The sequence below is a fragment of the Streptomyces sp. NPDC008137 genome, assembly GCF_042957035.1.
Taxonomy (GTDB): domain Bacteria; phylum Actinomycetota; class Actinomycetes; order Streptomycetales; family Streptomycetaceae; genus Streptomyces.
This window is the reverse complement of record NZ_JBIBHN010000007.1, coordinates 169,300-182,658: the sequence shown is the minus strand read 5'-3', so window position 1 is coordinate 182,658 and position 13,359 is coordinate 169,300. Positions and strand designations below refer to the sequence as shown.

Below are 13,359 nucleotides of genomic sequence, written 5' to 3'. Positions count from 1 at the left end.
CCCAGGCAGGGGCGGGCGCTCGGGTGCGCTGTTTCTGTTCGGTCAGGCGGACGCCGGCTCGGGACCGGCGCTCTCGTCGGCGGCCTGTTTCGCGGCCGCCTCCTTGGCGCGCTCGTCCGCCGCGGCCCGGATGGACCGCCAGGCGGACTCGGCGGCCTGCTGCTCCGCCTCCTTCTTGCTGCGGCCGGTGCCGGTGCCGTACGAGACGCCTCCGACGCGGGCGGCAGCAGTGAAGGTCTTCTCGTGGTCGGGGCCGGTCTCCGTGACCAGGTACTCGGGCACGCCGAGCCCCTCGGTCGCGGTGAGCTCCTGGAGACTGGTCTTCCAGTCCAGGCCGGCTCCGAGGTTCGAGGACTTCTCGATCAGGGGGTCGAACAGGCGGTGCACGAGCTCCGCCGCGGACTCCAGTCCCTGGTCGAGGTAGACCGCACCGATCACCGCTTCGAGGGTGTCGGCGAGGATGGACGCCTTGTCCCGGCCGCCCGTGCCCTCTTCACCGCGGCCGAGCCGGATGAAGGAGCCGAGGTCGAGCCCACGGCCCACCTCCGCCAGCGCACGCGAGTTGACCACCGCGGCCCGCAGCTTGGCCAGCTGGCCTTCGGGCAGGTCGGGGTGGGTTCGGTACAGCGTGTCCGTGACCACGAGACCCAGGACGGAGTCCCCGAGGAACTCCAGGCGCTCGTTGGTCGGCAGACCGCCGTTCTCGTACGCGTAGGAACGGTGGGTCAGCGCACGCACCAGAAGGGCGGACTCGAGCTTGTACCCGAGCCGCCCTTCCAACAGCGTGTGGGACGAGGCCTGGTTGTCCGCAGAGTTTTTCTTCGGCGTGGACACAGTGCCTCTCACCAGCCGCTCAGACCTCGAGGACCTGGCGCTTGTTGTAGGTGCCGCAAGACGGGCACGCGATGTGCTGCTGCTTGGGCTCGTGGCAGCGCTCGCACGCAACCAGGGTGGGGACCGCAGCCTTCCACTGCGACCGGCGGTGGCGCGTGTTGCTGCGCGACATCTTCCGCTTCGGAACAGCCACGGCTACTTCTCCTGCTTCTCGTCGACGCCAGGTTCGGCGCCGCTCATCTCGTCCTTCTCGCCGTCCTTCATGGTGCCGGCGAGTCCCTGCAAAGCCGCCCAACGGATGTCGACGGCGTCGTGGTGGTGGTCCGGGTCGTCCGCCAGTCGCGCGCCGCACTCGGCACACAGACCAGGGCAGTCTTCCTGGCACACCGGCTGCATCGGCAGTGCGAGCACCACCGCATCACGCAGCACGGGCTCGAGGTCGAACAAGCCGTCCTCGAGGAAGAGCCTGTCCTCGTCGTCCTCGGCGTCGTCGCCCGGTTCCGCGATCACGCGGCCCCGGTCGTCGGCGTCAGGGTACGAGAACATCTCCTGGAATTCCGCTTCGACGTCGAGCTGAAGCGGCTCCAGACACCTTACGCACTCCCCCTTGGCCCCGGCACGGGCGGTGCCTGTGACAAGCACCCCTTCCATGACCGACTCCAGACGGAGTTCGAGCTCCACCGGGGCGCCTTCCGGCACTCCGATGACTCCCCCGATACCGAGGTCCTGGGGAGCGTCGACCGTGCGGGTCAGGCGCTGTAGCGCACCGGGCCGCCGGCCCAGCTCGTGCGTGTCGAACACGAGGGGGTTGCGGTGGTCGAGGCGGGCGTTCAGAGCCATTCCTGCTTTCGATCTTTCGAGCTGAGAGGTTGCCGCCCTTGAGCGTTCCGGGCAGCGTTGATCGCGGACGTACGCGCGACCGAAGAGCCAGGATACTGGACCTTTCGCTGTCGGCCCAATCCGGTGCTCAGCCGTTGCCGCGGCCCTGTTCGTAGGCCCTCAGCTGCTCGGCACTGATCATGCCGGTGTCGAAAAGGCTGGTCTCGTCGAGGGCGTATCCCTGCTGGGCTTGTTGGGCCTGCTGGGCCTGCTGCACCTGGTTCGGGTCGTACGCGGCCTGCTGGGCGTCGTAACCCTGGTAGGAGTAGGGATCGGCGTGCTGGTAGCCGTACGGGTCCTGCTGAGCCGCGTAGGCCTGCTGCGGGTAGCCGCCGCCGTAGGGGTCGGGCTGCTGCTGGTAGCCATAGGCCGGCTGCGGCTGTGCGTAGTCCTGCTGCTGCGCGGGCTGCTCGGCCGGGGGCTTCTGGTCCGCGAGGGCGGCCAGGTCGGCGAGGTAGTCGGCGTCGCTGGAGTGCTGGACCGTGCTGAGATCGTCGGCGAGGGCGCCGAGGTCGTCGCTGGCGATACGGCCGTGCAGCTTCTGCCGGCCGCGGCCGACGGCCTCCAGGGTCTTGGCGAGGACCGCCTCGAAGGAGCCCAGCTTGGCGTGGACGTACTCGTCGGCGGTACGGCGCAGGGTCTCCGGGTCCTGGCTGCGCTCGGGGGCGTCCTCGTCCTCGTAGCCCTGCTCGTCGACGCCGGGGCCGGTACCGAGGAGCTTCTCGCGGCCGCGGCCGACGGAGCCGAGGGTCTTGGTGAGGACGACCTCGAAGTTGGCGAGCTTGGAGTCGACGTACTCGTCGGCCTCGGCGCGGACCTCCTCGGCCTCCTGGCGGGCCTCGGCGAGGATCCGGTCGGCCTCGGCCTGGGAACGGCGGGCGACCTCGGTGTCGGAGATCAGCGAACCGCGCTCGGCGTGTGCCTGCCCGATGATGCGCTCGGCCTCCTGGCGGGCGTGCTCGACCATCTGCTCGCGGCCGCCGATCAGCTCCTGGGCCTGGGCGAGCGAGTCGGGCAGCGCCGCGCGCACCTCTTCCAGCAGCGCGAGCAGTTCGGCGCGGTTGACCACGCACGAGGCCGACATGGGCATGGACCGGGCGCCGGAGACCGCGGAGACGATCTCGTCGAGCTTCTTCTGCACGTCCACGGTGTGCTCGCCACTCTCTACGGATGCGTTGGAGACGGACGGGACGACTGTAGTCCCCTCAGTGGCCCCATCAGTCCTTGCGCAGGCGCTCGTTGAGGACTTCGAGGACCTCCGGCGGGACCAGGTGGGAGACGTCCCCGCCCCAGGTCGCGACTTCCTTGACCAGGGAGGACGACAGGAAGCTGTAGGTGGGGTTGGTGGGGATGAAGAGGGTCTCCACGCCCGAGAGGCCGTTGTTCATCTGGGCCATCTGCAGCTCGTAGTCGAAGTCGCTGACCGCGCGCAGGCCCTTGACGATGGCGGGGATGTCGCGCTGCTTGCAGAAGTCGACGAGCAGGCCGTGGAAGGCCTCGACCCGGACGTTGCCGTACTCGGCGGTGACCCGGCGGATCAGGTCGATCCGCTCCTCGATCTCGAACAGGCCCTTCTTGGCCTGGTTGATCATCACCGCGACATAGACCTCGTCGTACAGCCTGGAGGCGCGGGAGATGATGTCGAGGTGTCCGTTGGTGATCGGGTCGAACGACCCGGGACAGACGGCGCGGCGCACTTGTGTTCCCTCGCTCTCCGGTCCGGTCATCGTGCGTCTTCGCACGTTGAGGCGGCGCGACCGTACCAAAACGTTCCCTCGCCGTAGCGGCGGGCCCGCAGGGCTTCGAAACCCTCGGGCCACCGGAATTCACCGCCTCTGGTGCTGCGCTCCACGGTGACGAGGGCTTCTTCGGCGAGCCAGCCCTCCGTGCGGAGTGTGAGCAGGATCTCGCGAAGATCGTCGTCCGTGACGGCGTACGGGGGGTCGAGGAAGACGAGGTCGTAGGGGTCGCCGGGGTGTGATGCTCGGATGATCTGTTCCGCTTTGCCCGATCTGACTTCGGCGCCGGGGAGGCCGAGGGACTTCACGTTCTCGCGGACCGTGCGGGTCGCTCGCGCGTCGGCCTCTACGAGGAGGGTGTGGGAGGCGCCTCGGGACAGGGCCTCCAGGCCTACCGCTCCGGAGCCGGCATAGAGGTCGAGGACGCGTTCGCCTTCCAGGGGGCCGCCGAGGAGAGACTGCCAGGTGGAGAAGAGGCCCTCTCGGGCGCGGTCCGATGTGGGGCGGGTTCCGGTGCCTGGCGGGACGGCCAGGCGGCGTCCGCCGGCCCGGCCGGCGATCACGCGGGTCATCTGTGGTCCTTGGTCGTGGGCGGCTTCGGGTATCAGTGTGGCTGGTCGCGCCCGCGCGGCGGTAGCCGCAAATGGATACAGCCCCGCGCCCCCAAGAGAGTCGCTCGTCCTCAGCCCTTGTCCAGGTACTGCTCCCTCTCCTCGTCCAGGAGGGCGTCCAATGCCGTCCGGAGGGCGGGGAGGTGGGTCAGGTCCGGGTCGGCCGCCACCACCGCTGTCGCTTCCTCCCTGGCCTCCGCGATGATCTCCTCGTCCTCGATGACGGCGAGCATCCGGAGGCTGGTGCGGGCGCCCGACTGGGCCTGGCCGAGGACGTCGCCCTCGCGGCGTTGTTCCAGGTCGATGCGGGAGAGCTCGAAGCCGTCGAGGGTTGCGGCGACGGCGTTCAGGCGCTGGCGGGCCGCGCTCGCCTCGGGCATCTCGCTGACCAGGAGGCACAAGCCGGGCGCCGAGCCACGGCCGACGCGGCCGCGCAGCTGGTGGAGCTGGGAGACGCCGAAGCGGTCGGCGTCCATGATCACCATCACGGTGGCGTTGGGGACGTTGACGCCGACCTCGATGACCGTCGTGGCGACCAGGACGTCGGTCTCGCCGGCGGCGAAGCGGCGCATGACCGCGTCCTTGTCGTCGGGCTGCATACGGCCGTGCAGGACCTCGACCCTCAGGTCTTGGAGGGGGCCCTTCGCGAGCTGGTCGGCGACTTCCAGTACGGCGAGGGGCGGGCGCTTCTCGGCGGCGTCCTCCGGGGACTCGGGGGATTTCTTCTTGCCGGACTTCTTGGGGTCGTCCTCCTCGTCGCCGATGCGCGGGCAGACGACGTAGGCCTGATGGCCGTTGCCCACTTCCTCGCGGACCCGTTCCCACGCGCGGGCCAGGAAGTGGGGCTTGTCGGCGGCCGGGACGACATGGCTGGCGATCGGTGAGCGGCCGGCCGGGAGCTGGTCGAGGACGGAGGTCTCCAGGTCGCCGAAGACCGTCATGGCCACCGTGCGCGGGATGGGCGTGGCGGTCATGACCAGGAGGTGCGGGGGCTGTTTGCCCTTGCCGCGCAGGGCGTCGCGCTGCTCGACGCCGAAGCGGTGCTGTTCGTCGACCACGACCAGGCCCAGGTCGTGGAACCGCACCTTGTCCTCGATCAGCGCGTGCGTGCCGATGACGACGCCGGCCTCGCCGGTGGTGAGGTCGAGCAGGGCGTGGCGGCGGGCGGCCGCGCCCATGGACCCGGTGAGCAGCACCACCTTGGTGGCCTGCTCGGCCCCGCCCAGCATGCCGCCCTCGGCCAGTTCGCCCATCATCTCGGTGATGGAGCGGTGGTGCTGCTGGGCGAGCACCTCGGTGGGCGCGAGCATGGCGGCCTGGCCGCCGGCGTCGACCACGGCGAGCATGGCGCGCAGCGCGACCATCGTCTTCCCCGAACCGACCTCCCCCTGGAGCAGCCGGTGCATCGGATGGTCGGTGGCCAGGTCGTCGAAGATCTCCCTGGAGACGCGCTGCTGGCCGTCGGTGAGCGTGAAGGGGAGGCGGGCGTCGAAGGAGGCGAGGAGGCCGTCGGGGGTGGGCTCGCGGGGCACGGCCGGGAGTTGGGCGTCCGCGTGGCGGCGGCGGGCGAGGGCGACCTGGAGGACGAAGGCCTCGTCCCACTTGAGGCGGGCGCGGGCGTCCTCGATATCCGCCTTGGTGTGCGGGCGGTGGATCTTCAGCAGGGCCTCGGGGAGGGGGACCAGGCCGCGGCCCTGGCGCAGGGAGCCCGGGAGCGGGTCGTCGGCCTCCTGGGCCGTGGGCAGGACCGTCTGGAGGGCCTTGCCGATCTTCCAGGACTCCAGCTTGGCGGTGGCGGGGTAGATCGGGATCAGGGCGCCGGCCCAGGTCTCGACGGATTCATCCGGATCGCCGCGCAGCAACTCGTATGCCGGGTGGGCGAGTTGGAGGCGGCGGTTGAAGACGGAGACCTTGCCCGCGAACATCGCGCGCGTGCCCGGCAGGAGCTCTTTGTGGGGCTTGTGAACACCGGCGCCGAAGAAGACCAGTTGGAGGCGGCCGCTGCCGTCCGTGATGGTGACCTCCAGGCGCTGGCCCTTGCCGCGCGGGGCCTTGGCGGAGGCGAAGGTGTGCAGGCGGGCGTCGGCCACCTGGGCGACCACCGTGACGTGCTCGTCCATGGGGAGGTCGGCGAGGTGGGTGAGCTGGCCGCGCTCCTCGTATCTGCGCGGGTAGTGGTGGAGCAGGTCGCCGACGGTGAGCAGGCCGAGGTGCTCGGCCATCACCTTCGCGGTGGCGGGGCCGAGCACCGACTTCAGCGGTTGTCGCAGGGGTTCTTCCAGTGCGGGCACGAGATCCATTGCACACCACGCCACTGACAATGCCGTAGAGGCGGTGGCGCACGTTGCCGTATACGTCCCGGAAATCGCTGGTCAGACGGCTGGTTCGGGCCATAGGATGACGCGCTCCCGGCCCTTCTTCGCGGTCACCGCCCCACCGGGACCGCCCGACCCCGCGCCGTCGCGAGTCCTCCCACCGGCGCCGTGATGATGGATTCCGAGACCTCACAGGCTTCCCAGGCACCCCGTTCGCCCCAGTCACCTCATACGTTTCAGGTCGACCTGCGTGGTCTGGTGGACCTGCTCTCCCACCATCTCTACTCCAGTCCCAAGGTGTATCTGCGCGAGCTGCTGCAGAACGCGGTGGACGCCATCACCGCCAGACGCGCCGCGGAGCCCGACGCCCCGGCCCGGGTGCGGTTGACCGCGCGGGGCGGCACGCTGCGGGTCGAGGACACCGGCGTGGGGCTCACCGAGGCGGATGTGCACAGTCTGCTCGCCACGATCGGGCGCAGCTCGAAGCGTGCCGAGGGTCTTCAGGAGGCCCGCTCCGATTTCCTCGGGCAGTTCGGCATCGGGCTGCTGGCCTGTTTCGTCGTGGCCGAGCGGATCCGGGTGGTCAGCCGCAGCGCCCGTACGCCCGGGGCGCCGCCCGTGGAGTGGACGGCGCGGGACGACGGTTCGTACACCGTGCGGACGCTGCCGGACGCCGAGCGGCCCGAACCGGGCACGACCGTGCATCTGGTGGCCCGGGCGGGGGCGGCGGAGTGGCTCACGCCCGAGCGGGTCGCGGCCCTGGCACGGGACTTCGGATCGCTGCTGCCGTACGACGTCCGGGTGGGCGACGAGGCGGTCACCGACCTGCCGGCGCCGTGGGACCGTTCGTATCCGAGTCCGGCCACCCGCCGTGTCGCCCTCGCCCGGCACTGCCACGACCTGTTCGGCTTCACCCCGCTGGACACGATCGACCTGGCCGTGCCGCTGGCCGGCATCCGCGGGGTGGCGTATGTGCTGCCGTCGGCGGTCAGCCCGGCCCAGCGCGCGGGTCATCGTGTGCATCTCAAGGGCATGCTGCTGACCGAGCGGGCCGAGCAGCTGCTGCCCGACTGGGCGTTCTTCGTGCGCTGTGTGCTCGACACGGACAGCCTGCGGCCGACGGCCTCGCGCGAGTCGCTGTACGAGGACGAGACGCTGGCCGCCGTACGGGAGGCGCTGGGCGAGCGGATCCGCGGGTGGCTGACGGGCCTGGCGGCCGGTGACCCGGAACGGCTGGCCGCGTTCCTCTCGGTGCACCACCTGGGTGTGAAGTCGCTGGCCCGGCACGACCGCGAGATGCTGCGCACGATGCTGCCGTGGCTGCCCTTCGAGACGACCGACGGGCGGCTGTCCCTGGAGGAGTTCGCGCAGCGGCACCCGGTGGTGCACTTCACGCGGACCGTCGAGGAGTACCGGCAGGTCGCGCCGATCGCGTCCGCGCAGGGCATCGGCGTGATCAACGGCGGTTACACGTACGACAGCGAGCTGGTGGAGGCGTTGCCGTCGGTTCGGCCGGGGACCGTGGTCGCCGAGCTGGACTCGGACACGGTGACCGCCCACCTGGACGCCGTCGACCCGGCCGAGGAGCTGGCCCTCTCGGACTTCCTGGCGGCGGCGCGGGCCCGGCTCGACCAGCTGGGCTGCGATGTGGTGCTGCGGGCCTTCCACCCGCTCTCGGTGCCCGCGCTGCACCTCGACGACCGGGACGCCCGGCACGAACAGGCCCGGGCCGATGCCGAGGCGCAGGCCGACGACCTGTGGGCGGGCATCCTCGGCTCCCTGCGCGGCAGTGCTCCACGCGCGCGCCTGGTGCTCAACCACCTCAATCCGCTGGTCCGGCGGATCAGCTCGCTGCACGACCCGGAGCTGATCGGCACGGCGACGGAGTCGCTGTACGGGCAGGCCCTGCTGATGGCGCAGCGGCCGCTGAGGCCGGCCGACTCGGCGCTGCTCAACCGCGCGTTCATCGGTCTCCTGGAGTGGGCCACGCACAGCGAGGACGGTCAGGCATGAGTGAGATCACCGACTTCGACGCGCTGCGCCGGGCGATGGCGGAGAACTCCGACGAGCCGGAGGGGCCCGCCCGCAACGCGCGCGCGGAGGAGCTGCTGACGGCGGCCGAGAAGCTGAACATCCCGCTCGCCGTGATCGAGGCGCTCGGGCACCAGCTGAAGGTCTACAACTACAGCTCCGAGAAGGGGAAGATGTTCGTTCCCTTCGCGCGTCTGCTGCGCCTGTGGGACGAACACCCCGAGGACTTCGACGAGTACGAGACCCACTCGCTGCACTGGGTCTTCAAGTGGGTGTCGTCCGGCATGCTCGACCAGCCGCACATCCCGCTCGCGTCGATCGAGAAGTGGCTCGGCGAGATGGAGCACCGCTACCGGCTCGCCGGGTACTCCGAGCGGGCCGTGCGCAGCGCCGAGCACAGCGTGGCCGCCCATGTCGGGGACGTCGCGCGGGCCGAGCGGGCGTACGCCGCGTGGCTGGCCGCCGACCGGGACGGCATGGCCGACTGCCACGCGTGCGAGCTGCACGGGCAGGGCTGGTGGCAGGCGGAGCTGGGCCGGGACGCGCAGGCCGTGGAGCTGTGGCGGCCGGTGCTGGAGGGCGAGTACGCCTGCGCCCACGAGCCGCACACGGCCCTCGCCTCCTCCCTGGTGCCGCTGCTGCGGCTGGGCCGCCTCGACGAGGCACGCGCGCACCATCTCCGGGGCTTCCGGCTCGTACGGGCCATGGAGAGCATGCGCGGCGCGTACGCCGACCACGTGGAGTTCTGCGCCCTGACCGGCAACGAGGCGCGCGGCCTGGAACTGCTCGCGGAGCGGCCCGCGTACTTCACGGACGACGGGCAGCCGCAGAGCAAGCTGGACTTCATGAGCGTGGTGGCCCTGCTCATGGACCGCCTGACCGGCCTCGGTCTCGGCGACCGTCAGGTGCCGGGCCCGGCCGGCCGGGAGTGGACCGCCCGGGAACTGGCCGCGCACGCGCGTGCGGAGGCCCTCGCGCTGGCGGCACGCTTCGACGAGCGCAACGGCACGGGCCACGTCAGCGAGCGGGCACGCGCGCGTATGGCGCGGCAACCCCTGGTGGAGCGGCTGCCGCTGGGGGTGCGGTCGGTGCGGACGGCCCCTGCGTCCGCTCCCCCGGCCGTGACGACCGCTGCCACGGGGCAGCCGGATCTGTCCGCCCTGCTGGCCGAGGCACGGCGGCTGTCGGACAGCCTGCGGCCGAACGCCGTGGAGGCGTGGGCGGCGGTCGCCGGGGCCGCGGAGGGCGTCGAGCTGGACGCGCGCGACCGGGCCGAGATCGCGGACCACGAGGCGATGGGCCTCGGCCCTGAGGGTGCCGCGCTCTTCGAGCGGGCCGCCGGGCTGTACGCGGAGGCGGGCGACCCGGGCGAGGCCCTGGCCGCACGCGCGCGTGCGGCGTATGTACGCGCTCTCGGGGGCGACGTGGCCGAGGCGGTCGCGGCCGTCGCCGGCCCGTACGACGAGATCCTCGCGCTGTACGCCGCCGGCGGCACGGGCCTGCGCCAGACGGCGTCCGTCGTGATGGGACGGGCCCGGATCCTGATGCGGCGGGCGCACGAGGCCGAGGGCTCCGGGACGGAGGCGGTGCTCGCCGAGGCCGAAGCCGCCGTCCGCGAGCTCCTGGCGCTGGTCGACGGTCGGACCGGTGAGGACGTACGGCTGGCCGCGCGGGCCGCCGAGGCGCAGGCGATGCTCGCCGAGCTGGCTGGGCTGGCCGGGGATCTGAGGTCGGCCGCGGAGCTGTTCGCGCGGGGCGCCGCGGCGTTCGTCGCGGCCGGGCTGCCCTGGTACGCGGTGGAGTACGAGGCCCGGCTGGCCTCCCTGGCCCACCACCTCGACGACATGGCGGAGGCGGAACGGGCGCTGCGGGCGGCCCTGGAGCACGGCGGGGCCCAGCTGGAGGCGCCGGGGAGGGCCCAGCTGCACCTCCAGCTCGCCGAGGTGACCGGCGGCCGGGGCGAGGCCGTGGAGGCCGCGGAGCACGCCCTGCAGGCCGCGCACTGGGCCGACGAGGCGGGCGAGAGCGCGACGCTGGGTGCCTGGGCACGGCAGCAGCTCGGCGGGTTCCTGCTGCGGCAGGAGCGGTGGGCCGAGGCCGCCGAGGTGCTGGAGTCGGCGCTGCCCGATCTGACCGCCGAGACGCACGGCGACGGGGCGGTCGTGCAGACGCGATGGTGGCTCGGCGACTGCCTGAGCGAACTCGGCGAGCACCGCGCGGCGGCCGAACAGCGCCTGCGGGCGGCCGAGATCGCCCGGCACTGGCCCGAGCAGCACGACCACGCCACCCTCGCCCACCTGGCCGGTGAGTCGCTCGCGCAGGCCGGGCTGGCCGCCGAGGCGGACCGGGCCTACACGCGGGCGGGCGACCTGTGGCGCGAACTCGGCAACACCCACGGGCTGGTCCGCTCCCTGCGCGCCCGCGCCTGGCTGGCATTGCGGGCGCCGGACGGGCCGGAGGAGGCTCGCGGCCTGATGGCGAGCGCGGTCCGGGAGTGCGAGGCGGCCCGGGACACGGCCGCCGACGAGGAGTCCCGGCTCCTGCTCGCAGCCGAACTCGGCCACACCCACCGGCAGTTCGGCGACCTGCTGGCCCGCTCCGTCACCGAAGGTGCCGAAGGCGTCGAAGACGCCTCTACCCGGGCTGTGTTCGAGGACGCGCTGTCCCAAGTGATCCGGTCGGTCGAAGTATTCACGGCCCTCGGGGACAGCGCCCTGCACAGCCGCACCGGCGCCGAGCTGGCCGCGGGCTGGCTGGAGGCCGACCTGGGCCGCCCCGCCGAGGCGGTGGCACGCGCGCGTGCGGTGCTGGCGGCCTACGAGGGACACGACGACTCCGACGACACGGGAGGCGTCGAGGGCCAGGAGGTACGGGCGCGGCGGGCGGAGGCCGGGCACATGCTCCAGGCCGTGGCGGAGCGGGGGTGAGTCCCGGGCCTGCGCCACGCAGAGCCTGGCCCACCGCACGCCGGTCCTGTCCTACTCCACGCCGATGAGGAGCAGGGCTCCTTGCCGTCCGCCCCGGTAGACGACCGTGTCGACGGCGAGGTACCCCTCGCGGACCCTGCTCTCCAGGTGCTCGGCGATCGCCTCGGGGGCGTCGTCGCCGAGCACCAGGGTGACCATCTCGCCCCCGGCCGCGAGCATCCGGTCCAGGACGGTCCCGGCGATGGTCGCGATGTCCCTGCCGATCACGGCCACGTCGCCGTCGATCAGGCCGAGGACGTCGCCGGCCTGGCAGATGCCGGCCATCGTCCAGGACTGGCGCTCGGCGACGGTGACCTCGGCGTAGCGGGTCGCGCCGGCCGCCGAGGTCATCGACACCACGTCCTCGTCGAAGCGGCGCTCCGGCTCGTGCACGGCCAGCGCGGCGATGCCCTGGACCGCGGAGCGGGTCGGGATGAGGGCCACGCGGATGCCCTCCGTACGGGCCTGCTCGGCCGCCGCCGCGGCGGTGTGACGCAGCTCGGCGTCGTTGGGCAGCAGCACGACCTCGCGCGCGTGGGCCCGCCTTACGGCCTGTACGAGCTCGCCGCTCGCGGGCGGCTCCCCGGGGCGTGCGAGCACGGTGGTCGCGCCGGCTTCGGCGTACAGCCCGGCCAGGCCCTCGCCGGGCACGACGGCCACGACGGCGCGCTGGGCGGGCTCCCGGGGCGGTCGCTCGGCGCCGGTGGTGTGCACGTCGCCCGCGCCGAAGTGCGTGATGCGGATCCGGTAGGGCCGGCCCGCCTCGATGCCGGCCTCGACGGCGGCGCCCGCGTCGTCGACATGGACATGGACGTTCCACAGCCCTTCGCCGCCGACCACGACGAGGGAGTCCCCGAGGGCGTCGAGCCGCTCCCGCAACCGCGCCACGGCAGCGTCCTCGGCCTCCAGGAGGTAGATCACCTCGAAGGCGGGGCCGTCCTGGTGCGCCGCGGCGGTGCTGTCGGCGCACTCGCCCTGCGCGGGCCCCGGGCCGAGGGGCAGGCCCACCGGCTCCTCAGCGACCACTCCCCCGGACGCCCTGGCCCCCGGCACGCTCACCGCGCCCGCGGCCACCGCCCGGGGCGTCTCCCCCGTGAACGTCTCCACCAGCGCCCCGAGCACCGCCACCAGCCCTCGCCCCCCGGCGTCGACCACCCCGGCGCGTCGCAGGACGGGCAGCTGGCCCGGGGTCGCGGCGAGGGCCGTGCGCGCTCCCTCGTAGGCCGCCCGGGCCACCTTCCCGCAGTCGCCCTCGGCACCGTCGGCGGCGTCGGCGGCGGCCGAGGCGACCGTGAGGACGGTGCCCTCGACGGGGTGGGCCACGGCCCGGCGGGCGGAGTCGGCCGCGTGCCGCAGGGCGAGCCGCAGCCCCTGGCCGTCGGCGTGGGCGGCCTCGTCGTCGGCCAGCACCTGGGCCATGCCGCGCAGCAGCTGGGCGAGGATCGTCCCGGAGTTCCCGCGGGCCCCGATGAGCGCCCCGTGTGCCATCGCCCGGGCGGCATCGGCGAAGGTCGGCCCCCCGGGACCCGAGCCCGCCGCATGGCCCGCGAACACCGCCTCGACCGCCGCGACCGCGGACTCGACGGTCAGGTACAGGTTCGTGCCGGTGTCCCCGTCCGCCACGGGGTAGACATTGATCGCGTCGATCTCCTCACGCGCCCGCCCCAGGGTCTCGAGAGCGAGACCGCACCAGGTGCGCACCGCGAGAGCATCGAACAATGTCTGCGGCACCTGCGCCACCGCGCCTCCCTCAGCTGCTGGACGTGGCACGCAGCGTAGTCTCCGGGACGGTCCGAACCGGAAGCGGGCCAGGTGAGACCAATGCCCGACCATGGTAGTTTCGTCGTCCTGGGGCAGTCGTTGTATGCTGCTCCGGTTGCCCGATCCGCATCGGGCCATTCCCCTGGCAAGCCACTCAGATCCTTGATCCTGATCCCGGCATGCCGGGATCAACCGTAAGTGCATCTGAAGTCTTTGGAGTGAC

General features: G+C 72.5%; 10 protein-coding genes. 2 read left to right on the top strand and 8 right to left on the bottom strand.

All coding sequences use genetic code 11. The features are described 5' to 3' along the window. Window positions 1–42: 42 nt before the first annotated feature. The 7 genes from rnc to recG form a co-directional block, all read right to left on the bottom strand. Window positions 43–834 (bottom strand): ribonuclease III, encoded by a 792-nt coding sequence (gene rnc / locus ACFZBT_RS14335; RefSeq protein ID WP_391102664.1) that lies wholly within the window; start codon window positions 832–834, stop codon window positions 43–45. A 19-nt stretch (window positions 835–853) separates the two neighbouring features. Next, complete coding sequence (rpmF, locus tag ACFZBT_RS14330; RefSeq protein WP_003951102.1) at window positions 854–1,027, bottom strand: 50S ribosomal protein L32; 174 nt, start codon at window positions 1,025–1,027, stop codon at window positions 854–856. 2 nt (window positions 1,028–1,029) lie between these two features. Beyond that, a complete protein-coding gene (locus tag ACFZBT_RS14325) occupies window positions 1,030–1,674 on the bottom strand; it encodes a YceD family protein (protein ID WP_391102662.1) in 645 nt (214 codons plus the stop codon). 127 nt (window positions 1,675–1,801) lie between these two features. Continuing rightward, on the bottom strand, window positions 1,802–2,860 hold the full coding sequence (locus ACFZBT_RS14320) for a cell division initiation protein (RefSeq protein ID WP_391102660.1): 1,059 nt from the start codon (window positions 2,858–2,860) through the stop codon (window positions 1,802–1,804). A gap of 70 nt (window positions 2,861–2,930) precedes the next feature. Continuing rightward, window positions 2,931–3,410, bottom strand: coding sequence for a pantetheine-phosphate adenylyltransferase (gene coaD / locus ACFZBT_RS14315; RefSeq protein ID WP_391102657.1), 480 nt, complete (start codon window positions 3,408–3,410; stop codon window positions 2,931–2,933). Window positions 3,411–3,436: 26 nt separating this feature from the next. Continuing rightward, a complete protein-coding gene (rsmD, locus tag ACFZBT_RS14310) occupies window positions 3,437–4,024 on the bottom strand; it encodes a 16S rRNA (guanine(966)-N(2))-methyltransferase RsmD (protein ID WP_391102655.1) in 588 nt (195 codons plus the stop codon). Between the two features lie 110 nt (window positions 4,025–4,134). Further along, on the bottom strand, window positions 4,135–6,363 hold the full coding sequence (gene recG, locus ACFZBT_RS14305) for an ATP-dependent DNA helicase RecG (protein WP_391102652.1): 2,229 nt from the start codon (window positions 6,361–6,363) through the stop codon (window positions 4,135–4,137). A 189-nt stretch (window positions 6,364–6,552) separates the two neighbouring features. On the opposite strand from recG, the gene ACFZBT_RS14300 reads away from it, so the two are divergent. Then, complete coding sequence (locus ACFZBT_RS14300) at window positions 6,553–8,391, top strand: HSP90 family protein (protein WP_391102953.1); 1,839 nt, start codon at window positions 6,553–6,555, stop codon at window positions 8,389–8,391. After that, a complete protein-coding gene (locus ACFZBT_RS14295; RefSeq protein ID WP_391102649.1) occupies window positions 8,388–11,336 on the top strand; it encodes a tetratricopeptide repeat protein in 2,949 nt (982 codons plus the stop codon). Before ACFZBT_RS14300 ends, ACFZBT_RS14295 begins: the two co-directional genes overlap by 4 nt. 51 nt (window positions 11,337–11,387) lie before the next feature. Here the strand turns inward: ACFZBT_RS14295 and ACFZBT_RS14290 are convergent, their stop codons facing one another. Continuing rightward, window positions 11,388–13,115 carry a DAK2 domain-containing protein gene (locus tag ACFZBT_RS14290; protein WP_391102647.1) on the bottom strand — a complete coding sequence of 576 codons (1,728 nt, stop codon included), beginning with the start codon at window positions 13,113–13,115 and terminating at the stop codon, window positions 11,388–11,390. Window positions 13,116–13,359: the final 244 nt, after the last annotated feature.

Bases quoted from the DNA above. Each gene is read 5' to 3' on its own strand.
- ACFZBT_RS14325 (WP_391102662.1), bottom strand. From the start codon at position 1,674: ATGGCTCTGAACGCCCGCCTCGACCACCGCAACCCCCTCGTGTTCGAC.
- rsmD (WP_391102655.1), bottom strand. From the start codon at position 4,024: ATGACCCGCGTGATCGCCGGCCGGGCCGGCGGACGCCGCCTGGCCGTC.
- recG (WP_391102652.1), bottom strand. From the start codon at position 6,363: ATGGATCTCGTGCCCGCACTGGAAGAACCCCTGCGACAACCGCTGAAG.
- ACFZBT_RS14300 (WP_391102953.1), top strand. From the start codon at position 6,553: ATGGATTCCGAGACCTCACAGGCTTCCCAGGCACCCCGTTCGCCCCAG.
- ACFZBT_RS14295 (WP_391102649.1), top strand. From the start codon at position 8,388: ATGAGTGAGATCACCGACTTCGACGCGCTGCGCCGGGCGATGGCGGAG.